Here is a 24,174-nt window from a genome sequence, read left to right on the forward strand (position 1 = left end):
AAGACATGTTAATTATGATTAGCTCCGCATTAATCGTTGCTTACACGATACTTTTTAGTATATACACGGCCTCGAAAAAACATCTTGTCAGTGCCTCGACAGGCAAGTGTATTTCCATGGGCTTAGGAATGGTTAGCAGTACGATGATTGGTCTCATGCTTTCATTATTCATTCCAGGTGAATTAGCCTATACCACTATCTTATCCATCTTCTTCAGCGGTGTTTGTACCTATTTTACAGGAAAGCATTTTGGTGTTAATGGAATGATAGAAACATTGTCTGCCAGCTTTATGGGAGCGATGATGGGCGCGATGCTTGGAGATATGACCCCGGCAAACAGGCAAACCTTTCTCATTGTAGCAATGGACATCATCTATTTATTATCGATATTATCCTTACTATTTACCATTAATAAAGAGGCTGTTAAACAGGATGCGCTGATAAAAACGAAATTAACTCCCATTTTTGTTAGTGTAATTCTCTCTATTTCAGTTGTAGGTATTGCTGTAATAATGGAAACAAATGCAAAGGCAGCAGATGATACCACGGAAATGAATCATCAACATCAGCATTAATACTAATGAATCAAAGGAGGAATTGATGTTGGCAAAAAAATTATTTGTCATGCTGCTTTTCTTACTTATTCCTGTGCCAATAAATACATTAGCAGCAACAACAGAAACGGTAATCGATTCAGGTGATACAACTTGGATGCTGGTTGCAACAGCCATTGTTATCTTTATGCATGTTCCAGGTTTAGCACTTTTCTATGGAGGATTAGTGAGTGATCGCAATGTTGTTTCCACAATGATGCACAGTTTTGTTAGCTTGTTAGTTATCACACTCGTATGGGTGTTATGGGGATATACCTTAAGCTTCGGAACAGATAATGGCGGACTTATCGGGAGCTTGGAATACTTAGGCTTTAATGGGGTTGGTGGAGAAGCTGCGTTTGGCACTTATACGATTCCGCATTATACGTTTGCTATCTTCCAATGTGCGTTTGCAGCTATAACTGTTGCAATTATTTCTGGGGGGATTGCCGGACGCATTTCTTTCCCGGCATGGATTCTCTTCAGTGTTTTATGGATTACTTTCATTTACGCACCGATGGCTCATTGGGTTTGGGGAGGCGGCTGGTTAGCACAACTTGGAGAGCTTGACTTTGCTGGCGGCACTGTTGTTCATATTCTATCTGGAGTTAGTGCTCTTACTGCCGCTGTCATTATAGGACCAAGATATGAACATTTGCAGAAAAAGAACAATCCACATAATATTGTACTATTTTTAATTGGTGCAGCAACACTATGGTTTGGCTGGTTCGGCTTTAATGCAGGCAGTGCACTTGGTGCTAATGATGTAACGGCACTTGCTTTTGCTAATACCCAAGTTGCGGCTGCTGCTGGTGGTTTGAGTTGGCTGCTGATCGAATGGAAAGTGCGCAAGCGGCCAACATTGGTTGGCACAGCCACAGGAGCCATTGCTGGTCTTGTTGGAATCACACCAGCAGCAGGGTTTGTTACAGTTCTATCTGCCATTGTTATCGGTTTACTTGCTGCACCAGTTAGCTATTATGGCATTAACTTTATAAAAGAAAAATTCCGATATGATGATACATTAGATGCATTTGGTGTTCACGGTTTAGCCGGAATTTGGGGCTCCATTGCAACAGGTATTTTCGCGACAACAAGTGTAAACCCTGCCGGGAATGACGGCTTGCTGTACGGAAATCCCAGCCTGATTCTACATCAAGTTACAGGTGTGGCAACAGCATTAGTGCTTGGTGTTGTCGGGACATTTCTTATCCTAAAAATAGTGAAATTATTTGTGCCTTTACGTGTAACGGAAGAAGAGGAGATAATGGGCCTAGACATTAGTCTTCACGAAGAAAGAGCCTATAACTCAACTACTGAGACGATAGGTGTGAATGACACACATGTATCGTAAGTGAAGTAATACAATATCTGTGGAGGCTGGGACATAAGTATATGAATCAGTATAAAAAACGAACTATCCATTCGAATTTCAATTGGATAGTTCGTTTTTTTTGTTTGTTCTTTTAAAATACAAAAATTATATTGATGTAATTTTATTACTCGTGTTTAGAAAGGTTATCTTTTGTTTTGTTCCAGCCTCTTTTTCTTTTTTTTAAAAGAAATGTAGCTTCCTATTTAGTGTTATTGTTAGGATTACCCAGTAATAACTATCTATTGAACCAAGAATATAATTCTATGTGCAAATAAGAAAAGACCAAATTCCAGAAGAGGTGCTGCACCCCAAAAGTTAGAGTTGAAATCTAACTTTTGGGGGGTTTTTTTATGGCTAAATATAGTGGGAATTTCAAACTAAAAATTGTTCAAGAGTATTTGAAAAGTGCTTTAAGTTATGACCGATTGGCGCAAAAATACAGTATTCCATCTTCTTCACCAATTAAGAATTGGGTAAGTGCTTATAAAGCTTTTGGCGAAAAAGGGTTACAACGGAAAATAGCTAATGAGGAATACCCTGTTCAATTCAAATTGGATGTATTACACTTTAGGAAACAAACAGGTGCTTCTTTTCAAGAGACAGCGATTCAATTTAGGATAAATAATCCGAGTTTAATCGCCAAATGGAACAGTAAATTAGAAAAAGAAGGAATAGAGGGCCTGCAACAAAAAGCAAAGGGGCGCCCGTCTATGTCTAAAAAACCAAAAACAACAGCGAATAAACAGAATAAACCAATGTCACGTGAGGAACAGTTAGAACGTGAAAATGAAATGCTTCGATTAGAGGTTGCCTATTTAAAAAAGTTGAAGGCTTTTCGAGAGAATCCGGATGCCTTCCTCGAAAAGCACAAGCAGCCATCGCCTTCGAACTTAAAGAAGAAGGATTCCGATTAAAAGATGTCTTAACACAAGTGGAAATTCCAGAGGCAACGTATCATTATCAAATCAAACAGATGAAACAAAAGGATCCAAATGAAACGTGGGAAACGTTGATTTTAGAGACGTTTGAGAAGCATAAAGGCAGATATGGTTACCGTCGTATTCATGCGGAATTGAAAATGCAAGGTTACCCCGTTAACCATAAGAAAGTACAACGTATCATGAAGAAGCTAGGTTTGAAATGCGAAAAATTCGTGCGTAAATCACGCTACAAATCGTATAAAGGTACGGTTGGGAAAGTGGCGAAAAATCGTTTGAACCGTCGTTTCCACACACCACATACCCTTCAAAAAGTTGTGACCGACGTAACGGAATTCAAATGTACAAATGATGAGAAGTTGTATTTAAGCCCTATCATGGATTTATATAACGGGGAAATTATTGGGTTTAGTATGTCTAAAAGTCCAACGCTGGAATTTGTGATGGATTCATTAAAACAGGTGCTTCCTATTATTCAAGAGCGTGCCAAATATCGAACAACCATTCACTCCGATCAAGGCTGGCACTATCAGCACTACAAATGGGTACAAACATTGAAAGAAAATAAGATGTACCAAAGCATGTCTCGCAAAGCAACATGTGCAGACAATGCAGCAATGGAGAACTTCTTTGGCTTACTGAAGCAGGAAATGTATTACGGAGAACAATTAATTTCTTACGAAACATTGAATATGAAGATTGAGAAGTACATCCATTACTATAACAACGATCGAATTAAACAAAAACTGGCCGGCATGAGTCCGGTAAAATTCCGAACTCATGCCAGCCAATTAGCTGCATAATAAAAACTCTAACTTTAAGGGGTCACTACCAGAGAGTGGTCTTTTCTTATTTTTAGTTAGTGAACAATAACTTACTTTAAGAATTGTAAACAACTTTACATTATTCCTTTTTTACGTCATATAAGCCCAATGCTTTCAAAACACGATGATAGGGGCATTTCATTGGGATAGTCTCATCATCACGGAGAAAGTATTGCTTCCATTCTTGATTATCTAATTCTCCGTAACTGTGTAAGGCAGGGTGAATGTCAATCGAGTCATAGTTTCCAAGTCTTTTCCGAATTTTAGTTTTAATTCGCCCAGCTACTGTTGGCTTTTTATTAAATTCCTGCAGCACCCATCTTGGGGTTATGGCAAGCATCATATTGTGTGAATTCCTGCTTTGCCGATTTATATGTGCAGGTGTCGCACAATACATGAAGTATTGTTCACCAAAAAAACAAAACTCCCATAAAGAATGGTCAGGATCCCTAGGGATATGGTGTGGCCATTCCATATCGTCAAGGCTTGCTAGTTTCCCTAGCTGCTCCCAAAAAATCTCTTCATATTGTTCGACACTTATATCCTGCAAGTCAGCAGGGGTTTCATAAAAGACAATAAGGGAAGTGTATTTTCCAAAGGACCGAGAAGCATCTGTGTAGGTCTTCAACAAATCTGCGAACTTAACGCTGCTGTTATCTTCACGAGGATCACCGAGAAATCCGTATCTTAATTCATTTGTACTAAATCCAATCACCGCAGGTATGCATGGAAAAGGTTTTTCTTTATCTGTCATTTTTATTTTAAACGCATCAAAGGCTGCCTTCTGCCATCCATCAGAACTGTTTTGTTCTAATGTTTCTTTATCAAACAGACTATTAATTATTCTCACCTCACTGTATGTACTAATACTGTATTCATTCCAAATCAAAAGGGAAGATGTCCATACTTTTTGGTTGAAGATGAGCAAGGAAAATCAACAAAGGGAGAGGGTTTTCAGACTTTGTCAAGAATAGATATTTAATCCTTAAAAAATAGCTAATTTCTTTGAAATGCAGAAAAAGATTTTGATTGGAAGTAGAGAATGGAGTGAAGAACTTGTACAAGAGACGGTTAATTCAAACAGTAATGATCGTATTTTTAGCTTTTTTCTGCTTATTTGGTGTATATAAATTAATGAACTCACGTACCTTTCAATTGGTTGGTACAATTGTAGATCATGTGGAAACAAAGGAAAAGCTAGTAGCTTTGACATTTGATGACGGACCGACAGGAAATGTGGATGAACTGCTTCCACTGTTGGACAAATATAATGCCAAGGCGACCTTTTTTCTTATAGGAAGAGAATTGAAAGAAAATATACCAGCAGCAGAAAACATAGTATCCGCAGGGCATCAAATCGGCAACCACACCTATTCTCATAATCGTATGGTTTTTAAGTCTATTAGCTTTATGAAAGAAGAAATAGAAAGTACAGATGCATTAATACGAGAAGCAGGCTTTGATGGAGAAATTGATTTTCGTCCACCTAACGGAAAAAAATTAGTAGGTTTACCTTATTATTTAAACAAACATGATAGGGAAACAATCACCTGGAATCTTGAGCCTGACAGTTATTATCAACATCCAAAAGACAAAGTGAAGTATGTTAAGGAAAATATAAGCCCAGGATCGATTATATTACTTCACCCAATGTATGATATGACAGGGAATGAATATAAAACAGCAGAAGGAATATTAACAACTTTAACGGATATGGGTTACAGGTTCGTTACCATAAATGAACTTCAAGCAGCGGAAACTAAATAAAAACCACAATAAACAACCCTTAAACACTTTTATTGAATTGGATTAATTTACATAGGATATAATCATTGCTATCCGGTTTCATCGCTCATATAATAAATCATATACAGTACTAAAGAACTAGTTAATACAGAAATAGAAAGGGTTAATCTTATGGACTTTACTCAGCACCTTTCATTTTTGAAGCATCATGAGGGCGAGCTTCGCCTGCTTATTGATATGATTGAGGAATTTATTGTCTTAAAGGACGGTTCAGGCAAATGGATTTTGGCGAATAAAAAAGTCATTGATACATATTGTTTAGCTTCTATTTCGTATCAAGGCAAAACAGATCTGGAGCTTGCGGAATTGATTCCAGAATTGGAAGAAAAGTTTATTAATAACTATCAGACAGACGAAGAAGCTTGGAATAACGGCAGTGCTTTTAAGATGGAAAAAACCTTATTTGATCAGCATGGTGTCGAACATACTTGGGAGGTAATTAAAACCCCTGTATTTGATGATGAAGGAAACAGAAGTCATTTGATTATCGTGTCGCGCAATATAACGGACCGTAAAAGATCGGAGAACTTACTATATCAACGTGAACGGAAATTTAGAGTCATTACAGAAAATATGAAGGATATTATCCTGCTTGTTAATAGGGATGGTTTCATTCAATATGCTTCGCCATCCTATGAAAAAATAATGGGCATAAACAGCGATTTGCTTAAACGAGAAAATATCATAACACAAGTACATCCAAATGATGTAATTGACATACAAGAACGGCTTGATAAAGTGTCAAACAAGGAAACACTTGAACATAAATTTGAATTAAGACTCATTGATGAATACAAACAATATCGATGGTTTGAAGCAAACTGCTCTTGTGTGAAAAAGCAATCTGGAGAAATAGAGTATATCATTTTAGCTGCAAGAGAAATCTCAGAGCGTAAACAGTATGAACACAGGCTGGAAAAAATGGCATATCAGGATTATTTAACAAAAATACCTAATAGACGGTCTTTTATGGAAAGTCTGCCTAATTTAATAAAGGATGCAGAAGAAACCGGAAAATTGTTAGCACTTGCATACCTTGATCTTGATTTTTTTAAGCAAATTAATGACACTTACGGTCATGAAATCGGTGATAAACTGCTGGCACTGTATGTGAAAAGGATTGAAAATAATTTACGTGAAACCGATAAAATTGCCAGAGTAGGTGGAGATGAATTTATCATCACGATAGAAGGACTTAACAGTAAAGAAGAAGCGGTAAAAATCATATCCAGATTATGTGAGAATCTGAAAGAGCCATGGAAGTTAGATAATGAGTATATGCTGAGAACAACTTCTTCAATGGGTGTTTCCTTGTACCCAATGGACGATATCGCTATTGAAGCATTATTGAATAAGGCAGATATGGCCTTGTATGCTGCAAAAAATAATGGCAGGGGTCAGTACCAATTTTATTCAGAAGCAAGCTGTCATATTGTGAATAGTAATACAAAAACAACTTCTTAAAAAATCTAAGAAGTTGTTTTAATTAGAGCAAGTGCTTTCCTTCCATTGTAATAGTAACGGGACACACTACCTTAATTCCCCATTTGTAATAGTAACGGGACACACTACCTTAATTCCCCATTTGTAATAGTAACGGGACACACTACCTTAATTCCCCATTATTCTAGCAGCAATTGTTGCCTGCCCGTAAAAATCCACTTCCTCTGCTGGTTTGAAACTGCTTATTTTATAATCTGCAGGATTATCCACTAATTGCAGCAGAAAAGCAGGTTCAGATAGATTTAACTCATTCACAATTCGCTGCATCTCGACTTCAGTTAAAATATCTGCATTTTAGTATATCTGCTACAATGTTACCTCCATAGTGTTTTATGTTGCAGTAAAGTCGGTAACGTTTTCAACCTAATATTCTCCATTATATATAATTGCTTGCTGTAGCTTATTACGTTCTCGCAAACAAGTAAATGAACTTGCGTTCCAAAGGTAGAATTAAGCCATTTTTCAGAGTATTTATATTGGATATAAAATAGTTATTTATACCTATTAGATGTTAATGAAGGGATATATCTTAACTGGAAATCATATGGTATTCTTAGTTTGACATAGGATAAAAGTTGGGGTGGGGGAAATGATATTTACAAAAAAGAGAGAAAAACAGGGCATTGATGCCCGGATTACCTTAAAGGATGTAGAGTTGAAAGTTGATGCACATAGTGAGGTTTATAAACAAGTTCAAATGATAGGTTTAACACCAGAGGATCTAATTCAAATAAAAAGAATGCATCCTTTTGTGCTGCAGCATATAGATGCAATTGTAGATAGATTCTATAAAAACCTAGAAAATGAACCGTCTCTGCTAGGGATTATTAATGATAACAGTTCGATTGAACGCTTGAAAAAAACATTACGCACACATATATGTGAAATGTTTGCAGGTGAAGTGAATTCACAGTTTATGGAAAAGCGTATTCGCATTGCACATGTTCACGTCAGAATCGGCTTGCAGACGAAATGGTATATGTGTGCATTTCAGGATTTGCTTTTGTCACTTCTAGCGATAATAGAGGAACACTTTCCAAATAAAGAGTCACATATGCCGATGATTAAGGCTGTATCGAAAATACTAAATTTAGAACAACAGCTCGTACTAGAGGCATATGATGCCGAATCAGCACGGATTAAGCAAGCAGCGGAAAAGGAGAAAATTATAATCCGTCACAGTGTTACAGAAGCTTCGCAAAACCTGGCGTCTATTTCGGAAGAAACGAATCAATCGTTTCAAAGTCTTATTAATCAGTCAAATGATATTATTGTCTTCGCCAGAAAAGGGGCTGACCTTGCGAGCCTTGCAGAAGGCAAGGCAATACATGGAAAAGAACAGATTAACAGCCAAGCAGACAATATGGTATACATCAATCAAAAGGTAAACGACATTTCAAAGGATGTCCATGCTTTGCTTTCTATCACAAACGAAATGGCTGAAATTATCAATATTGTCAAAGGAATTGCCGACCAAACGAATCTGTTATCCTTAAATGCTGCAATTGAAGCAGCGAAAGCAGGGGAGCATGGTTTAGGATTTTCCGTTGTTGCCGGTGAGGTGAGGAAGCTTTCTGATGACACGAAAAAATCAGTCGCAAATGTGGCAGCACTCATTCAAAATACAAATGGCCAAACGGAAAAACTAACTGCTTCCCTTGATCAAATCATGGATGAGATTACGAAAGGTAATGAAAATATGCAGGAAACTGCTGAGCACTTCCAGCATATTTTTGAGGCAATGCGTGAAACAAAAGTGCAAAATAACCGAATAGATGAGGAGCTTGCTTCGTTCCTGCATGTAATAAATGAAATGGGCATCGATTTCAAAGAGGTGGCTGTTTCTGCGGATAAATTAACCTTAATAGCCAATGATATGGAATAACACAAAAAAAGCTGGCAGCGCCAGCTTCTTTTAGTGGTTTGTTCTTACATGTTGGTCAGAAGTTCGTTCCTTCGGAGACATAAATAACATACCGATATTAATTAATCCCGCAATACCAACTACACCGTAAACAATTCTAGATAATGCTGCATCTTGTCCGCCGAAAATTGCTGCAACTAAATCCCATTGAAAGAATCCGATTAACCCCCAGTTAATTGCTCCGATAATAGTAAGAACTAATGCTGTTTTCTGTAATGCTGTCATGATTATTCCTCCTTTAAGTGTATTTTGTTCTTAGTTTGTATTTACACTGTTTAAACGGATGTGAAACATGTTGCGAAAAGGTAAATGTATCCAGTAATAAGGAGCAAACAAAAAAAACACAAATAATAGATTATTTTATTTAACTTTGAAAGACTGGAGCTTGGGATACAGATGGTACATGCATAAAGGAATTATGATTGAAATATCTTGAATAGAAAAAAACAAAACCACACATAATGTTAAAGGAGCATTTGACCATTTTTGGAACCAAATGGACCTTTTGTTCATAAAATTAGCTAAGCAGGCAATCTCTGATGAAGAAAGTAGGTGGAAAAAGTGGACATCAATAGAGCGAAACAGATCTTATCTTCTCCTGCAGAAATCGAAGTCCAATACAACGGAGTATCCATCTGGATTGATGAGATTAAAGAGGAAGATCAGACGGCCATTGTGCATTTAGTGGGCGGTATTGAAGAAAGAACAGAAGTAGATATTGCAAGCTTAAAAGAAATGTAAAGGCTTTAGTATAATAATTAATAGAGGAAAAGCCCATGAAGGAGAACTGCACCCTAAAAGTTAGAATTGAAAGCTAACTTTAAGGAGTCACTACCCGGTTGCTGGGCTTTTTTTGTATGAAAAAAACCCGCTTGTTCTAAATAATCTGTGCCTCGCATACATTTTGAAAAAGATTTGTGCTTATAGGAGGAGTTTATGAAAACAGAGGTCTATTTAATTAACGGTTTTTTAGGCAGCGGAAAGACCAGCACCTTGTTGAAATGCATGCAATATTTTAAGACGATGAACAAAAAGTACGCGATCATCCTAAATGAATTAGGGAATGCCAATTTAGAAAAGCATTTATTTGAAGATGAGTCATTGTTTGAGCTGTTAAACGGCTGTGTTTGCTGCTCTGTTAAGGATGATTTGCGGACAACTTTAGACGAGGTTGCCAAATTAGCGGATAATCAACAAATTGATGTTGTGCTGCTTGAAGGAACAGGTGTTGCTAATCCATCGGAAATAATTGACACCTTTCAAGAGGAGCGGTTTAAGGAACATTATCGGTTGAGGGAAAGTATATGTGTGGTGGATGGTCTTCGTGTCGGCGAATATACAAGCATCTTTTCAAGTTCGAAGGAAGTAAGACAGCTTCAGAAAGAGCAGATTGAAAGAGGAAGCTTACTTATTTTAAATAAAATGGATCAACTAACGGAAAAAGCAGCGATTGAAAAAGCAGAGAAAATAATCCGGAAGTACAATAAACAAGCACCAATTATTCATACAGCATATGGAGATGGCATTACTCTTTATTTAGACGGAAATGATACCACCTTACCTTCACCGCAAGAGGAAGAGAGAGGGCGTCATCACCATCATCACCATATTAAAGCAGTCAAGCTTCATTTTAACAAAGTGGCATCAAAGCAGGATATTATAACAATGCTAGAACAGTATGAAGATAAGCTGTTAAGAGCAAAGGGTATTGTGAAAATTAAAGAAGACAAAGAATGGTATCATTTTCAGTATGCTTCTGGGCTAATGGAATGGCAAAAGCTAGACAAAAGCCCACATTATCCAGGTGAAATTGTGCTTATAGGTGACAACTTACAAAAAGGAGAGTTACATATATAAAATTGGCTAGTCTGCAGGAATAATTCTGCAGACTTTTTTTATTAGCAGTAAAGGTAGACATAATGAAAGACTATTTCGCATAGAGTAAAAGATAGAGAGACATGATGTGAACTATTATTAAAAGGAGATAGATATGTCCATACCTACTAGTATAAAAGATGTTATCGTATTTGCATTATTCCTATTCTTGATGTATTTATTTTTCTTCGGAGATGTATCAGCCCTGCCATTTATGGAGCAATTGCTGTCAGAGGATGTTCAATCTATTTTTATCGTGTTCCTGGCGATTTTTCTTGAGGCCCTGCCTTTTCTTTTGCTTGGAGCCATTGCTTCGTCTGTTATTAATATTTATGTCTCAGAAGCAATGATTGCTAGAGTTATTCCGAAGAATCCAATCGCCGCGATTTTTGTTGGCGTTCTTGTTGCTGTTATCACGCCTGTGTGTGAATGTGCAATTATTCCTGTGGTCCGCAGGCTCATTCAAAAAGGGGTTCCTGTTCATGTCGGAGTCGTATTGCTGATGTGTGCACCAATTTTAAATTTTATTGTATTCGGCAGCACTTATTACGCATTCCGATTAAATATGCCGATTGTATATGGTAGATTTATCATTTGTGTTTTGGCTGCTGTTATTGTCGGTTTTATCATGCATAAATATTTCTCCAAAAAGAATGTTTTAAAAATGCATAAAGAAGATTTAGTCGGCAATGTTCCTATAAATGAAAATAAAGGTGATTCCAAATGGAAAGGAATACTTCACCATACTAGCTTTGAATTTTTTGCAGTTGCTAAGTATTTCATTATTGGCGCACTTTTTGCGGCAGTTGCTCAAGTCTACTTTCAGGATGCCTTATATGGACTTGCAGGGGAGAATCCGTTTAAGGGCACGGCTGTTATGATGGCTTTAGCTTATATTCTGTCATTATGCTCTGAAGCAGATGCATTTGTGGCAGTTTCTTTCGCAAAAACCTTCCAGCCAGAAGCAATTTTAGGCTTCCTTGTTTTTGGACCGATTCTGGATTTCAAAAACACGCTTGTTATGCTCGCATCCTTTCGATTTAAATTTGTACTTGTGTTTATTATCGTTGTCTCGGCGATCGTCTTTACCTTGTCGATTATCGCAGGGTATTTCCTTTAAGAGAGTACTGAATATACAACTGTTATAAAGGGAGATGCTAATTAAGTAGACTGTCATAAAGGAGGAAAGATAAATGAGGTTGCGGTGGAGTCCGTTGTGGCAGCTTTCGAATGAAATGCAAGGAATTATTATGATCGGTTTTAGTCTTTTGATTTTTAAGCTTTATGCGAAAAATATGATTACTGCCTTTGTTGCGCCAAAGATGGAGCCATACTTGCTTATTTCAATGGGAGTATTGTTTTTGCTCGGTTTCTTTCGGCTGTTGAACAGCAATTTAAAAGGCGCTGATTGTGACTGTGATGTTTGTGATGAAAATGTTCCCCCGTGGAAGCTGGCGCTAACCTATTGCTTCTTTTTAACACCGCTTGTGCTGTTTTTTTCGATAAATGATTACTCTCTTCATGATGAAGCGTTGTCCAAGCTAACTGCTCATGATGGCAAAACAACAGAGCTTGCAAATAGTCCGCAAACAGACGGGGAGGTTCAAGCTGTCATTAATGATAATAAGCAAATAGAGGTAGCAGATGATAATTATTTCCAAGTAATGGACGTACTAAACAATAAGCTTGATGAGGTGGAAGGATCATCAATCGTAATAAAGGGGTTTATCTATAGAGAGGACGGTTTCTCCGAAAACGAGGCTGTTATTGCAAGATATGTTATGACACATTGTATTGTGGATTTATCTGTATACGGCTATATGCTTAATGGGGACTTGCAGTCGGCCAAAACAAATGGCTGGTATGAAATTAAAGGCACCGTCATTAAACAAGAAATGGATGGACAAGTAATGCCCGCAATCCAAGTGGACAGCGTGAAGACAGCAGATCCGCCGAAGGACGAGTATTTATATATGTTCTAGTCTAGCAATCTTGCAAATTCGATTTCTTTCTTATAAGATAATAGTAATTAAATATTTTTTCGGGAGCTTGTGGAATCAGGCTGAGAGGGTGGCTAGAGTCATCGACCGTATGAACCTGTTGGGTAATGCCAGCGTAGGGAGGTGTACATATTATATCGACACTTTGCTTAGGCGAAAGTGTTTTTTCTTTTTTAAGCCTTGTTTGCTAAAAACCTCCTTAAGGTTAGACGACTGTATGGGAGGATTTTTCTAAACATAGGCTTTTTTTATTGGATTTTAATACAATGGAAAGCAGGGACTAAACATGACAAACGTAAATAACCGAAAAGATGTGGCAGGACTTCTTACAGAAATGAGACAAAAAGCTCCGCTCATTCACAATATCACAAATGTTGTGGTTACGAATTTTACAGCAAATGGTCTGCTTGCAATTGGAGCATCGCCTGTGATGGCTTATGCAAAAGAAGAGGTTGGAGAAATGGCGACAGTAGCTGATGCGCTTGTCTTAAATATCGGCACATTAACGGCTGAAAATGTAGAAAGCATGATTATTGCAGGAAAAGCAGCAAATGCAGCCAATACACCTGTAATCCTTGACCCTGTTGGTGCTGGCGCTACAAGCTTTCGCACAGAAAGTATTCAGCACATCCTTAATGAAGTGAAAATAAGTCTATTAAGGGGAAATGCGGCAGAAGTGGCAAATGTGGCAGGAATGGAAGCAGAAATCAAAGGCGTTGATTCTGTTTCTTCCTTAGAAGATCATGCAGTCATCGCTGTTCATGCTGCCAAAAAAATTGGGGTGCCAGTGTGTATTACAGGGGAAAGAGATGTAGTGACAGACGGGCAGGAGCTTTATTATGTTGGAAATGGCCACCCTATCATGACAAAGGTGACAGGAGCAGGCTGTCTGTTGTCGTCGTGCTTAGCTGCATTTATTGCCGTGGAAGACGATGTTGTGCGCGCAAGCGTTGCAGGTCTTGCGGCCTATGGCATTGCTGCTGAAAAAGTAGTCAACAGTAAACCTGCTATTGGACCGGGAAGTTTTCAAGCTGCCTTCTTGGACGAGCTTAACAGCATAAGTGAAGAGGATATAAACCATTACAAAAAAATCGAAGGACCTCTTGGTGAATGATATGAAACGTAATGTAGCATTGACGATAGCAGGCTCTGACAGCGGTGGCGGTGCTGGGATACAGGCAGATTTGAAAACATTTCAGGAGCTTGGTATATACGGCATGTCGGCAATAACAGCCGTGACAGCCCAAAATACGCTTGGAGTCGAGGCGGTTTATCCTATTCCACTTGAAGCAATTGAAAAACAGATTGATGCTGTTGCAACAGATATTGGCACAGATGCAGTAAAAACTGGGATGCTCTTTGACAGTAATATTATTGAGCTTGTTGCTGCGAAAATAATTGCGTATAAATGGAAAAATGTCGTTGTGGACCCTGTCATGATTGCGAAAGGAGGCGCAAGTTTGTTGCAAAGGGAAGCTGTCGCTGCACTAAAACAGCATCTTATCCCTTTAGCAACAGTCATTACGCCGAATATTCCAGAGGCTGAGGAGCTGACAGGCTTCTCCATTCATACAATGGAGGACAAAAAGGAAGCAGCAAGAACACTGCACAGTCTTGGCGTTAAGTACGTGATTATGAAGGGTGGTCATGGTGAGGGTGATGATTTAGTCGATATGCTCTATGATGGAGATACCTTTTTTACACTTGAATCGAAAAGAATAAATACAAAAAACACCCACGGAACTGGCTGTACCTTTGCAGCTGCAATGGCAGCATCATTAGCAAGTGGTATGCCTGTCCATAAGTCATTTGAAGTCGCCAAAAGATTTGTGTATTTGGCAATAAAGCATGATTTACATCTTGGCAAAGGGCATGGACCGACAAATCATTGGGCTTATGCCGAATATGGAAAATCGAAGGAATAAGCGGAGGTAAGTCAATTGGAGAGATACACAGCAGAGAAAATCAAACAATTATTAAAGCTTTATTTTATTATGGGCAGAAATAACAGCAAGCTTTCTCCTGAAGAAGTACTGTCAGAGGCATTAAAGGGCGGTATTACTATTTTTCAATACAGGGAAAAAGGCGAGAATGCTTTAAACGGTAAAGAAAAAAGGGAGCTCGGCAAAAGGCTTCAGCAGCTTTGTAAAGAGTTTAATGTTCCGTTTATTGTTAATGATGATATTGATTTAGCGCTTGAACTCGATGCAGATGGTGTTCATATCGGTCAGGATGATGAGTCTGCAGAAGCAGTCCGTGCAAAAATCGGAGCGAAAATACTGGGTGTTTCCGCTCACAGCCTTGAAGAGGTAGAAGTGGCAATCCGTGCCGGTGCTGATTATATAGGGATTGGACCGATTTATCACACAGATACAAAAAAAGATGCGAAGGAAGTCAGAGGCACTGTTTTAATATCAGATGTTAGGAGCCAAGGCAATGCTATTCCAATTGTTGGTATCGGAGGAATAACAGCCACTAATGCAGCACCAGTATTTCATGCAGGTGGAGATGGTGTTGCCGTTATTTCCGAAATAAGTGGTTCAGATCAGCCGTTTGCTAATACGCAACGCCTTCTTGATGCCATAAATACAGAAGCTTAAAAATTTGGGTTTTTAGCAAAAAAATAAGGCAAACACCCAACCATTTAGCCCGATTGAGCATATGATGATTTTGTAAAAGCAGCAAAGTAAAAAAAAATAGCTGCAAATACGATATCAGAAAGGGAGATGTTCTATGTACGGTTACGGATATGGTCATGGTGGATATGGATACGGCGGCGGATGTGGCGGCGGATATGGTGGCGGCTTCGCATTGATCGTTGTATTGTTCATACTATTAATAATTGTTGGTGCAACATTTATTTGCTAATAGTAATAAGAAAAAGCTGGCCAAAACGTGGTCAGCTTTTTTTATGTTAGATTTGTTAACGTTTACTTAATTTTTCGGCAGTCGAACTTGTTGTTTAACTTTAAAATCTAAAACAATTGAATAAGAAATCACCTATATACATATTGTTAAGAAATCGCTATTTATAAAGGAAAATAGCGGATGTTATCAAATAATTTAAGTTTTTTGAAAATTAAATTTATAAATCATATTGACAGAATTTTTTATACAGGTAAAATAAGGTTTATCAAGTGTTAGATTATATGACACTTAGTGTTAGTAATACTACACAAAAGGGGGAAATGGCTAAATGGATAACTTAGAGTTTTTAATGAACAGCTTGTGGACGATGATTGGTGCAATTTTAGTTATTTTTATGCTTGGCGGATTTATCTTATTGGAAGCAGGGTCCACAAGAATGAAAAACGCTGGTCACATTGCTGGTAAAACGATCTTTACATTCGGAATTTCATCACTCGTTTTCTGGGCTGTCGGCTATGGCTTTATTTTTGGGGGAGATGCTAACTTCTTCGTTGGTATGTCAGACTTCTTCTATTCAGGTGCTCAAATTCCAGATGCGGCAGTACAAACAACTGTATTTTTCGTCTTCCAGCTTGCGTTTGCAGGGATTTCGTTAACAATCGCACTTGGCGGGTTTGCAGAAAGAGCTAAATTATCAGTTTACTTGATTTTCTCTGTTATATTCTCTGCAATCGTATATCCGGTAATTGCCCATTGGATCTGGGGCGGCGGCTGGCTTGCTGAGCATGGAAAGCAGGATTTCGCAGGATCAACGGTCGTACATTTAACTGGTGCGATGGCAGCATTTGCTGCAACGATTTTACTTAAGCCTCGTATCGGAAAATACAATGCTGACGGATCTGCTAATCCAATCTTCGGTCATAACCAAGTGTATACAGCATTGAGTGTTCTTATTCTTTGGGTCGGCTGGTTTGGATTCAACGCAGGAAGCACAGTTTCTGTTGCAGATGGCTTCTTCGGTTTCGTTGCATTGAACACTAACTTAGCTGCTGCAGCAGGTGCAGTTTCAGCTCTATTAATCTCATGGGTTGTTCTAGGAAAATCAGATATTACCACAATGCTAAATGGTGCCTTAGCTGGACTTGTTGCGATTACAGCATCATGTGCGTTCGTTGATACTTGGGGAGCAGTAGTAATCGGCTTAGTTGCTGGAATTCTTGTATTCTACAGTGTGCGCTTCTTTGAAAACAGAAGAATTGATGATCCGATTTTCGCTTTATCTGTTCACGGTACTGCAGGTGTTTGGGGAACTTTGTCTAACGGTTTGTTCGCAACTAAAGAATTGGCTACTGTTGGTCAGCCAGGTTTATTCTACGGCGGAGGATTCCACCAATTGGGTGTTCAGGCGTTAGGTGTTGTAACATGTGCATTGTTCGCATTCGTTGTCAGCTTCGTTATTCTTTATGTCATTAAAAAGGTAAGTGGCCTTCGCGTGACAGAAGAAGAAGAAATCATGGGTCTTGACATCAGTGAGCATGGAACATACGGATATCCAGAAGTGTTCTTGCCGAAGGATGAAACAAAAAGCGTGTAAACAAAGATGGTAATGGAAGCCTCACTTTTTATAAGTGAGGCTTCTGCCTTCTATAAAGAAGAATATGATAATATATAAATAACTATATATGTGCAAGGAAGTGCGTGAATGTGCTCATATAATGGAAAATTATTAGAGTTGAAAACAGAAAAAGAAAATTATAGTCAAGTACACGATTTAACAAATGAATCTTTAAACGACAAGCATGACTTTATTATGAAGCAAGTATTTTCTGTCGTATTTGATGAGTTTACACAAAAACATGGCGACCCACCATGTAAGTTCGTCTGGTTCGTGACAGGAAGTGCTGGCAGAAAAGAGCAGGGAATTATAAGTGATCAAGATCATGGGGTGATCTTTGAAAACGATGATCCTATTGTTCAAGAATACTTTCTTGCACTTGGGTCTGTTGTAAGTGATGGCTTGAACAGTGTTGGTTATCCTTATTGTGAAGGCAATGTAATGAGCAGTAACTCAGTATGGTGTAAATCCTCTATTGGCTGGAAAGGGCAAATAGAAAAATGGATGGAACGAGAAAATTGGGAATCTATTCGTTATTTGCAGATTTTTTATGACAGCAGAGGCCTTATCGGCAATGAGGAGTTCGTTCATGAGCTCAGAGATTTAATTCATCAATATCGACACAATTATCCGTCTTTATTAACCCGTTTTTTGAATAATATCATGCGCATAAAAAAGGGTGTTGGCATTTTTGGGCAGTTTTTTGTGGAGCGCACAGGCGCGCATAGAGGCTCACTTCATTTTAAAAACACGATGTATTTGCCTTATGTTAATTCGATAAGACTCCTTTCTATAAAGGAAGGAATTACTGCAACCTCAACATTAGAAAGGATTGCAATGTTAAGGAAGCTTGAGAAATATGAGGGTCTTATGAAGGAATATGACAGCTGTTTCCGGCGTATCCTTTGTATTCGAATGTCCTCCTTTAAGGATGCTGCTGATTATAGTGATGTCCACTTCCTAAATATTAATAAGCTAACAAAAGAGGAAAGAATGGAAGTAAAGTATTTGCTCAGAAAAGGCATAAAGTTGTACCAGCAAGTGAAAAGGCTAATTGAAAAAGGGTGTTAATGTGGGAGTAGAGTCTTTTTTTCAATATATGAGAGATTTATATGGCAAAATGAATGCAAATGTCCTTAATCAAGGAACAGGATTAATGAACTCACAGCAGCTTGCGTTTATGAGACAGCTGCAGAAAGATGTCAAGGTTGAGCTTGCGTCTCAGCTAACCCTTGAGAATATCGAAACAGTAGTTTTTGATATTGAAACGACTGGTTTTTTTCCAGATAAGGGAGATCAAATTATCTCGATAGGTGCAGTCAAGGTAAGGGGATGTGTGATTACAGATGAAGAATTTTACACATTGGTGCAGCATAATGGACCTATTTCAGAAGAAATCTCTGCATTAACAGGAATATATAAAGAAGATACAGAACAAGCGCCGTTGTTATCTGAGGCACTTATTCGCTTTTTTGAGTTTGCGAAAAATGATACGCTTGTTGCCCATCATTCCTCCCATGAAAAGAACTTTATGCAATCCGCCTGCTGGAAGCAATTTAAAACACCGTTCAAGCATCGTATTGTTGATACAGCCTTTCTTTTCAAAATTGTCGAGCCGCACAAAACAATCGTCAGCTTGGAGGATTGGTGCGCCACAAACGATATACCTGCAGAAAATCGACATCATGCCCTTGGAGATGCAAGGCTGACTGCTTTGCTTTGGACGCGGTACTTAGAAAAAGCACAGAAGCTTGGTTGCGTTACATTGCAGGATATTTATGAAAGGCTCGCAAGAAGATAAGCGGGCAAACTAATTTTAGAAAAGAGTGGAAAGCAATGCTAAAAAGCGACAGATTGCTGTTAAGAAGCTGGAGTTTGGAGGATGCTGACGATCTTTTTGATTATGCCAGTAAGGAGGAAGTCGGTCCAAACGCAGGCTGGATGCCCCATAAAACCGTAGAAGAAAGCAAGAAAATTATCCAGATGTTTTTAATGAAAAAGGAAGTATATGCAATTTATCTGCTTGGTGAGAATAAGGTGATTGGCAGTATTGGTCTTCATCGGCATAAATCAGATTACAGCAAAAATTCCTTCAAAAAAGAGCTGGAAATTGGCTTTGCGCTGCATCCGTCCTATTGGGGACAGGGGATTACTCCAGAAGCAGTCCAGCTTATTTTAGAACATGCTTTTCTAAATTTGGAGGCAGATATCATTTGGTGCGGTCATTTCGATTTTAACGAAAGATCAAAACGAGTTCAGGAAAAATGCGGCTTTTCATATAAGCTTACAAAGCAAGAAAAGCTGGAGGTTTTTGGTGGAATGGATGTTACAAGTCTATATTATGCTATAACGAAGGAAGAGTATATAAATAATAACGGGACAGAGCTTGTTTAGAAAAACATCTGTCCCGTTTTTGTTTTTTAAAAATAAAAAAGCCGCTTCCTTTGAAGCGGTAAGTAATTAAATATTGAGAAGGATTATTACAATATATAGATGTGTTGTTAAAACAACCATCTATATATTGTTTTTTATACTATCATAATCGTTTCTATCATGCAATTATTTGTTAATAAAATACAAAGACAAGCATTTATTTATGAAAACAGAAGCACAATATAAAAGGCAAATATGAGTAGGAGTGCAATCGTTATCAGTTTGTTAACCCAGGATTTTGGGAATTTTCGTCGCTCCTTCTTAAGGCCAAAGCCGACTGAAGCGATTATATTCACATATAAAACTAGTGTGATAATCGAAAAACCAATAAATTGGGCGATGAAAAGTAACAGCAAGTAGCTTTTGCCTTGGAACATCGACGCATCGGGAAAAGATGTTCCGCTAATCAACTGAATAATTACATCATTTATTGTCCCAAATAAAGCAAAAAGAATGACGATTGTTGCAAGGATTTTTATAAATTCTAAATAATAATAAGAAAGTTTGTTCATACATTGGTCCTTTTTTAAGAAATTTGTTGAATTCTGTTATTAATTATAGGAGAAAATGTCGAGTGACGCAATCTGCATTACGCATTTCGACACACTTCGATGAATTAGGCGAAAAAATTAAAATTTTTATAAAGTTAGTAAAACATTCAAAAACTATCAATATATGATTTTTTTTGAATGTTTTTGAAAGAAAATGCTTGAAATCTGAAATCGGTTACAGTATTATTAACCTATAGACAACAAACCCAAGTTATGAATAGAAAGGTTGTGGGAAGTTGTTAACACCTGAAAGACATTCACTAATTTTGCACTTATTAAAACAACAAAACATTGTTAAAATACAGGATTTAGTTGATGCGACGGAAACTTCCGAAAGCACAATCAGAAGAGACTTGACCCAATTGGAGCAAGAGGGATTCCTTAAAAGAGTTCACGGGGGAGCAGCCCGGCTTCAAGGGAAAATGAATGAACCAAGCATGGATGAAAAATCAGCCAAAAACCTTCATGAGAAGAAAACAATCGCTGCCTTCGCTGCGAATCTTGTCGAAGAAGGGGAGAGCATCTATTTGGATGCCGGCTCTACTGTTACGGAAATGATACCGTTCTTAAAAGATAAAAACATTGTCGTCGTTACAAATGGTCTGATGCATATGAAGGAGCTTATTGCTTCCAATATTCAAACATACTTGATAGGCGGATATGTTAAGGAAAGAACGAATGCACTTGTTGGAAGAGGTGCCCTTCTGAGTCTAAGTCATTACCGTTTTGATAAATGCTTCATGGGCGCGAACGGAGTTCACCCTGAATTTGGGTATACGACTCCTGACCAGGAAGAAGCAATGGTCAAAAGTAAGGCAATTGATCTTTCGAGGGAAGCCTTTTTTCTGGCTGATGACAGTAAGTTTTCTGAAGTATATTTTTCAAAGATTGCTGATATTCACGAAGCCTCCATTATTACAAATGAAAATGATGGAGAAACTTTAAGTATGTACAGCAAAAAAACTAGTATAAAGGTTGTGACATCATGATTTATACGTTGACATTGAACCCATCTGTTGACTATATCATAGAACTTAGTGTAGTGAATTTAGGAGAATTGAACAGAACCGAGCATACAAGCAAGTTTGCAGGCGGAAAAGGCATTAATGTTTCCAAGGTTCTGCAAAGGATGGGTGTGGAAAGCAAGGCACTTGGTTTTGTCGGTGGATTCACTGGCGATTATATCAAGGATCAGTTGAAGCAAGAAGCAATCCATACGGATTTCGTTGAAGTAGAAGAAGATACAAGAATTAATGTTAAGGTAAAAGCTGCAGATGAAACAGAGCTGAATGCAGCAGGTCCAGTTATCTCTGCAGAGAAATTAGCAGAGCTGCAAGAGAAAATCAGCAAGCTGAATTCAGAAGATCTCTTAGTGCTAGCAGGAAGTATTCCATCAACACTGCCAGCTAACACATATGAAGAGCTTGTGAAAATTTGTTCAGAAAATAAGGTTTCCTTTGTGGTTGATGCTGAAGGCGAGCTTTTGCAAAAGGTTCTTCCCTACAGTCCGTTTTTAATTAAGCCAAATCACCATGAGCTTGGAGATTTATTTAATACAACGATTACAAGTGCGGAAGATGTAATTCCATATGGGAAGAAACTGCTTGAGCTTGGTGCCCAAAACGTGATTGTTTCCCTTGCAGGTGATGGTGCTGTGTTTATTAATCAGCATGAAACAATCATTAGCACTGTTCCAAAAGGAGAAGTGAAAAGCTCTGTCGGAGCAGGGGACAGCATGGTAGCTGGTTTCCTCGCAAAATATAATGAAACACAAGACTTGAAGGAAGCATTTAGATACAGCATTGCATCTGGCAGTGCCACAGCATTCTCGATCGGCCTTTGCACGAAAGAGAAAGTGGAAAGCCTGCTCCCGCAGGTTGTATTGAAGTAACAACAAACCCGGGTGCTTATGTAACAATAATGGAGCATAAGCACCGCCATTAAAAAAATTAGAAAAAGGGGCGTTACAGATGAGAATCACAGAATTGCTGACGCGCGATACAATCCTTTTGAATATAGAAGGAACACAGAAAATCGAAGCGATTGATCAATTAGTAGCAAAATTGGATGCAGCAGGAAAACTTGCTAACAAAGAGGAATATAAAGCAGCAATCTTAAAAAGAGAAGAGCAAAGCACAACAGGAATTGGTGAAGGAATTGCGATTCCTCATGCGAAAACTAGTGCAGTTAAAAACCCAGCTATCGCATTTGGCCGGTCTGTAGATGGACTCGACTATGAATCACTTGACGGTCAGCCAGCTCATTTATTCTTTATGATCGCAGCTCCAGATGGTGCAAATAATACACATCTTGAGGCATTATCAAGACTTTCCACAATCCTGTTGAAGGAAGAAGTGAGAGCAAAACTACTTGCTGCAGCGACAGAACAGGATGTTGTTAACATCATTGACAGCTACGACGAGGAAGAGGAAGAAGAAGAGCAAAACATTGCAGATAAAAAGAATTTCATTGTTGCTGTAACAGCATGTCCGACAGGAATTGCTCATACGTATATGGCAGCAGATTCATTAAAATCTAAAGCAGCAGAACTAGGTGTCGACATTAAAGTAGAAACAAATGGTTCAGGCGGAGCGAAAAACGTATTAACAGCTGAGGAAATTGAAAACGCTACAGCCGTTATTGTTGCAGCAGATACAAAAGTTCAAATGGAGCGCTTTAAAGGAAAGCATGTCATTGAAACACCAGTTGCTGACGGAATTAGAAGACCAGCTGAGCTGATTGACAAAGCTCTTAAGCAAGAAGCACCTGTATACCAAGGCGGAAATGGTGCCAATGCTGATGAAGAAAGCAGCAAAAAAGGCGGAGCAGGCATTTATAAGCACCTAATGAACGGTGTTTCTAACATGCTCCCATTTGTTGTCGGCGGTGGTATCTTAATTGCTATCAGCTTCATGTTCGGGTATAATTCATCCAATCCAGATGATCCAAGTTATAATGCTTTTGCAGCAGTCTTGAAGCTAATCGGTGGAGACAACGCATTCAGCTTACTAGTACCAGTTCTTGCTGGATTCATCGCAATGAGCATTGCCGATCGTCCAGGATTTGCACCAGGTATGGTTGCAGGTCTTATGGCAGCAAATGGCGGAGCAGGCTTCTTAGGTGGCTTGATCGCAGGTTTCCTTGCAGGTTACGTTGTTATTGGGATTAAAAAAGCACTTTCAGGTTTACCAAGATCATTAGAAGGTATTAAAACTATTCTGCTATTCCCGTTACTAGGTATTTTAGTTACAGGTTTAATCATGAATTATGTTGTAATTGGTCCAGTCGGGGCGCTTAATACAGGTATAACAAACTGGTTATCAGGTCTTGGCACAGCTAACGCAGTACTGCTTGGAATTATCCTTGGTGCCATGATGGCAATTGACATGGGTGGTCCAATTAATAAATCTGCTTATGTTTTCGGTACAGGTTTAATCGCTAACGGTGTATTTGAGCCGATGGCAGCAATCATGGCAGGTGGTATGGTTCCACCGCTTGCAATCGCATTAGCAACAACACTATTCAGAAATAAATTTACAAAGCAAGAAAAAGATGCTGGAACAACAAACTACATTATGGGTCTTTCCTTTATTACAGAAGGTGCGATTCCATTTGCAGCAGCTGATCCACTTCGTGTTATTCCATCTGTTGCAATCGGAGCAGCAATTACAGGCGGATTGTCTATGTTCTTCCATATCGGTTTAAGAGCACCACACGGCGGTATTTTCGTATTCGGTCTTGTGGATGGCAACTGGTTGCTTTACTTGCTTGCAGTAGTAATCGGTGCAGTTGTAGCAGCATTTTTACTAGGTATTTTGAAAAAACCTGTTACAGAAAAGAAATAATGATAGAAGAAAAGAGGGTCTGCT

General features: G+C 38.4%; 25 protein-coding genes, 1 pseudogene and 1 riboswitch. Of the genes and pseudogenes, 22 read left to right on the forward strand and 4 right to left on the reverse strand.

Annotated elements, in window-relative coordinates:
- The first annotated feature begins 5 nt into the window (after positions 1–5).
- The 4 genes from CEQ21_RS21390 to CEQ21_RS21405 all read left to right on the forward strand — a co-directional run bounded on the left by CEQ21_RS21390 (position 6) and on the right by CEQ21_RS21405 (position 3,709).
- The gene (locus tag CEQ21_RS21390) at positions 6–575 is read left to right on the forward strand and encodes a hypothetical protein (RefSeq protein WP_185766251.1); all 570 of its coding nucleotides are present in this window, start codon (positions 6–8) and stop codon (positions 573–575) included.
- A gap of 112 nt (positions 576–687) precedes the next feature.
- Positions 688–1,947 (forward strand): ammonium transporter, encoded by a 1,260-nt coding sequence (locus CEQ21_RS21395; protein ID WP_213087361.1) that lies wholly within the window; start codon positions 688–690, stop codon positions 1,945–1,947.
- A 371-nt stretch (positions 1,948–2,318) separates the two neighbouring features.
- Entirely contained in the window at positions 2,319–2,882 is a 564-nt protein-coding gene (locus tag CEQ21_RS21400; protein WP_185765678.1) for a transposase, read from the forward strand.
- Positions 2,768–3,709, forward strand: a complete 942-nt coding sequence (locus CEQ21_RS21405; protein ID WP_185767319.1) for an IS3 family transposase — start codon at positions 2,768–2,770, stop codon at positions 3,707–3,709. The genes CEQ21_RS21400 and CEQ21_RS21405 overlap by 115 nt, the downstream gene beginning before the upstream one ends.
- Before the next feature lie 100 nt (positions 3,710–3,809).
- On the opposite strand, the gene CEQ21_RS21410 is transcribed toward CEQ21_RS21405, so the two are convergent.
- Positions 3,810–4,571 (reverse strand): YqcI/YcgG family protein, encoded by a 762-nt coding sequence (locus CEQ21_RS21410; protein ID WP_185767370.1) that lies wholly within the window; start codon positions 4,569–4,571, stop codon positions 3,810–3,812.
- A gap of 245 nt (positions 4,572–4,816) precedes the next feature.
- On the opposite strand from CEQ21_RS21410, the gene CEQ21_RS21415 reads away from it, so the two are divergent.
- Together CEQ21_RS21415 and CEQ21_RS21420 are read left to right on the forward strand one after the other, a co-directional pair.
- The gene (locus CEQ21_RS21415; protein ID WP_185767371.1) at positions 4,817–5,497 is read left to right on the forward strand and encodes a polysaccharide deacetylase family protein; all 681 of its coding nucleotides are present in this window, start codon (positions 4,817–4,819) and stop codon (positions 5,495–5,497) included.
- Between the two features lie 150 nt (positions 5,498–5,647).
- Positions 5,648–7,000: a sensor domain-containing diguanylate cyclase gene (locus tag CEQ21_RS21420; RefSeq protein ID WP_185766253.1), complete on the forward strand. Its 1,353-nt coding sequence runs from the start codon at positions 5,648–5,650 to the stop codon at positions 6,998–7,000.
- A 147-nt stretch (positions 7,001–7,147) separates the two neighbouring features.
- On the opposite strand, the gene CEQ21_RS21425 is transcribed toward CEQ21_RS21420, so the two are convergent.
- Positions 7,148–7,324 carry a PhzF family phenazine biosynthesis protein gene (locus CEQ21_RS21425; protein ID WP_268879008.1) on the reverse strand — a complete coding sequence of 59 codons (177 nt, stop codon included), beginning with the start codon at positions 7,322–7,324 and terminating at the stop codon, positions 7,148–7,150.
- A 304-nt stretch (positions 7,325–7,628) separates the two neighbouring features.
- On the opposite strand from CEQ21_RS21425, the gene CEQ21_RS21430 reads away from it, so the two are divergent.
- Positions 7,629–8,924: a globin-coupled sensor protein gene (locus CEQ21_RS21430; RefSeq protein ID WP_185766255.1), complete on the forward strand. Its 1,296-nt coding sequence runs from the start codon at positions 7,629–7,631 to the stop codon at positions 8,922–8,924.
- Between the two features lie 30 nt (positions 8,925–8,954).
- Here the strand turns inward: CEQ21_RS21430 and CEQ21_RS21435 are convergent, their stop codons facing one another.
- On the reverse strand, positions 8,955–9,188 hold the full coding sequence (locus CEQ21_RS21435; protein ID WP_127737858.1) for a DUF378 domain-containing protein: 234 nt from the start codon (positions 9,186–9,188) through the stop codon (positions 8,955–8,957).
- A 336-nt stretch (positions 9,189–9,524) separates the two neighbouring features.
- Between CEQ21_RS21435 and CEQ21_RS21440 the strand changes: the two genes are divergently transcribed.
- The 12 genes and pseudogenes from CEQ21_RS21440 to CEQ21_RS21495 all read left to right on the forward strand — a co-directional run bounded on the left by CEQ21_RS21440 (position 9,525) and on the right by CEQ21_RS21495 (position 19,715).
- Positions 9,525–9,704, forward strand: coding sequence for an H-type small acid-soluble spore protein (locus tag CEQ21_RS21440; protein ID WP_185766256.1), 180 nt, complete (start codon positions 9,525–9,527; stop codon positions 9,702–9,704).
- Positions 9,705–9,899: 195 nt separating this feature from the next.
- Entirely contained in the window at positions 9,900–10,820 is a 921-nt protein-coding gene (locus tag CEQ21_RS21445; protein ID WP_185766257.1) for a CobW family GTP-binding protein, read from the forward strand.
- 133 nt (positions 10,821–10,953) lie between these two features.
- A complete protein-coding gene (locus CEQ21_RS21450; RefSeq protein WP_185766258.1) occupies positions 10,954–11,958 on the forward strand; it encodes a permease in 1,005 nt (334 codons plus the stop codon).
- A 73-nt stretch (positions 11,959–12,031) separates the two neighbouring features.
- A complete protein-coding gene (locus tag CEQ21_RS21455) occupies positions 12,032–12,820 on the forward strand; it encodes a TIGR03943 family putative permease subunit (protein ID WP_185766259.1) in 789 nt (262 codons plus the stop codon).
- 49 nt (positions 12,821–12,869) lie between these two features.
- Positions 12,870–12,977: riboswitch (TPP riboswitch) on the forward strand.
- 147 nt (positions 12,978–13,124) lie between these two features.
- Positions 13,125–13,952 (forward strand): hydroxyethylthiazole kinase, encoded by an 828-nt coding sequence (gene thiM / locus CEQ21_RS21460; protein ID WP_185766260.1) that lies wholly within the window; start codon positions 13,125–13,127, stop codon positions 13,950–13,952.
- A 1-nt stretch (position 13,953) separates the two neighbouring features.
- Positions 13,954–14,763, forward strand: a complete 810-nt coding sequence (gene thiD / locus CEQ21_RS21465; protein ID WP_185766261.1) for a bifunctional hydroxymethylpyrimidine kinase/phosphomethylpyrimidine kinase — start codon at positions 13,954–13,956, stop codon at positions 14,761–14,763.
- A 15-nt stretch (positions 14,764–14,778) separates the two neighbouring features.
- Positions 14,779–15,438 (forward strand): thiamine phosphate synthase, encoded by a 660-nt coding sequence (thiE, locus tag CEQ21_RS21470; RefSeq protein ID WP_185766262.1) that lies wholly within the window; start codon positions 14,779–14,781, stop codon positions 15,436–15,438.
- Between the two features lie 187 nt (positions 15,439–15,625).
- Positions 15,626–15,706 (forward strand): annotated as a pseudogene (locus tag CEQ21_RS27430) (YjcZ family sporulation protein); the annotation flags it as partial.
- A 328-nt stretch (positions 15,707–16,034) separates the two neighbouring features.
- Positions 16,035–17,300 (forward strand): ammonium transporter, encoded by a 1,266-nt coding sequence (locus CEQ21_RS21480; protein WP_185766263.1) that lies wholly within the window; start codon positions 16,035–16,037, stop codon positions 17,298–17,300.
- A 108-nt stretch (positions 17,301–17,408) separates the two neighbouring features.
- Positions 17,409–18,392: a DUF294 nucleotidyltransferase-like domain-containing protein gene (locus CEQ21_RS21485; protein WP_185766264.1), complete on the forward strand. Its 984-nt coding sequence runs from the start codon at positions 17,409–17,411 to the stop codon at positions 18,390–18,392.
- A gap of 1 nt (position 18,393) precedes the next feature.
- On the forward strand, positions 18,394–19,122 hold the full coding sequence (locus tag CEQ21_RS21490; protein WP_185766265.1) for an exonuclease domain-containing protein: 729 nt from the start codon (positions 18,394–18,396) through the stop codon (positions 19,120–19,122).
- A gap of 35 nt (positions 19,123–19,157) precedes the next feature.
- Positions 19,158–19,715 carry a GNAT family N-acetyltransferase gene (locus CEQ21_RS21495; RefSeq protein WP_185766266.1) on the forward strand — a complete coding sequence of 186 codons (558 nt, stop codon included), beginning with the start codon at positions 19,158–19,160 and terminating at the stop codon, positions 19,713–19,715.
- A 200-nt stretch (positions 19,716–19,915) separates the two neighbouring features.
- On the opposite strand, the gene CEQ21_RS21500 is transcribed toward CEQ21_RS21495, so the two are convergent.
- Positions 19,916–20,266, reverse strand: coding sequence for a hypothetical protein (locus CEQ21_RS21500; RefSeq protein ID WP_185766267.1), 351 nt, complete (start codon positions 20,264–20,266; stop codon positions 19,916–19,918).
- A gap of 275 nt (positions 20,267–20,541) precedes the next feature.
- Here CEQ21_RS21500 and CEQ21_RS21505 point away from each other — a divergent pair, with 275 nt between their 5' ends.
- The 3 genes from CEQ21_RS21505 (at position 20,542) to CEQ21_RS21515 (ending at position 24,150) form a co-directional block, all read left to right on the forward strand.
- Positions 20,542–21,294 carry a DeoR/GlpR family DNA-binding transcription regulator gene (locus CEQ21_RS21505; RefSeq protein WP_185766268.1) on the forward strand — a complete coding sequence of 251 codons (753 nt, stop codon included), beginning with the start codon at positions 20,542–20,544 and terminating at the stop codon, positions 21,292–21,294.
- Positions 21,291–22,196 carry a 1-phosphofructokinase gene (pfkB, locus tag CEQ21_RS21510; RefSeq protein ID WP_185766269.1) on the forward strand — a complete coding sequence of 302 codons (906 nt, stop codon included), beginning with the start codon at positions 21,291–21,293 and terminating at the stop codon, positions 22,194–22,196. The genes CEQ21_RS21505 and pfkB overlap by 4 nt, the downstream gene beginning before the upstream one ends.
- A 79-nt stretch (positions 22,197–22,275) precedes the next feature.
- Complete coding sequence (locus CEQ21_RS21515; RefSeq protein WP_185766270.1) at positions 22,276–24,150, forward strand: PTS fructose transporter subunit IIABC; 1,875 nt, start codon at positions 22,276–22,278, stop codon at positions 24,148–24,150.
- Positions 24,151–24,174: the final 24 nt, after the last annotated feature.

The organism is Niallia circulans (assembly GCF_007273535.1).
Lineage (GTDB): Bacteria > Bacillota > Bacilli > Bacillales > Cytobacillaceae > Niallia > Niallia circulans_B.

What these genes read in the sequence shown, in the direction of transcription:
- thiM (WP_185766260.1), top strand. Translation starts at nt 13,125, where the DNA reads ATGACAAACGTAAATAACCGAAAAGATGTGGCAGGACTTCTTACAGAA.
- CEQ21_RS21485 (WP_185766264.1), top strand. Translation starts at nt 17,409, where the DNA reads ATGTGCTCATATAATGGAAAATTATTAGAGTTGAAAACAGAAAAAGAA.
- pfkB (WP_185766269.1), top strand. Translation starts at nt 21,291, where the DNA reads ATGATTTATACGTTGACATTGAACCCATCTGTTGACTATATCATAGAA.
- CEQ21_RS21400 (WP_185765678.1), top strand. Translation starts at nt 2,319, where the DNA reads ATGGCTAAATATAGTGGGAATTTCAAACTAAAAATTGTTCAAGAGTAT.
- CEQ21_RS21415 (WP_185767371.1), top strand. Translation starts at nt 4,817, where the DNA reads ATGATCGTATTTTTAGCTTTTTTCTGCTTATTTGGTGTATATAAATTA.
- CEQ21_RS21495 (WP_185766266.1), top strand. Translation starts at nt 19,158, where the DNA reads ATGCTAAAAAGCGACAGATTGCTGTTAAGAAGCTGGAGTTTGGAGGAT.
- CEQ21_RS21435 (WP_127737858.1), bottom strand. Translation starts at nt 9,188, where the DNA reads ATGACAGCATTACAGAAAACAGCATTAGTTCTTACTATTATCGGAGCA.
- CEQ21_RS21455 (WP_185766259.1), top strand. Translation starts at nt 12,032, where the DNA reads ATGAGGTTGCGGTGGAGTCCGTTGTGGCAGCTTTCGAATGAAATGCAA.
- CEQ21_RS21480 (WP_185766263.1), top strand. Translation starts at nt 16,035, where the DNA reads ATGGATAACTTAGAGTTTTTAATGAACAGCTTGTGGACGATGATTGGT.
- CEQ21_RS21420 (WP_185766253.1), top strand. Translation starts at nt 5,648, where the DNA reads ATGGACTTTACTCAGCACCTTTCATTTTTGAAGCATCATGAGGGCGAG.
- CEQ21_RS21430 (WP_185766255.1), top strand. Translation starts at nt 7,629, where the DNA reads ATGATATTTACAAAAAAGAGAGAAAAACAGGGCATTGATGCCCGGATT.
- CEQ21_RS21445 (WP_185766257.1), top strand. Translation starts at nt 9,900, where the DNA reads ATGAAAACAGAGGTCTATTTAATTAACGGTTTTTTAGGCAGCGGAAAG.
- CEQ21_RS21450 (WP_185766258.1), top strand. Translation starts at nt 10,954, where the DNA reads ATGTCCATACCTACTAGTATAAAAGATGTTATCGTATTTGCATTATTC.
- CEQ21_RS21390 (WP_185766251.1), top strand. Translation starts at nt 6, where the DNA reads ATGTTAATTATGATTAGCTCCGCATTAATCGTTGCTTACACGATACTT.
- CEQ21_RS21515 (WP_185766270.1), top strand. Translation starts at nt 22,276, where the DNA reads ATGAGAATCACAGAATTGCTGACGCGCGATACAATCCTTTTGAATATA.
- CEQ21_RS21500 (WP_185766267.1), bottom strand. Translation starts at nt 20,266, where the DNA reads ATGAACAAACTTTCTTATTATTATTTAGAATTTATAAAAATCCTTGCA.
- thiD (WP_185766261.1), top strand. Translation starts at nt 13,954, where the DNA reads ATGAAACGTAATGTAGCATTGACGATAGCAGGCTCTGACAGCGGTGGC.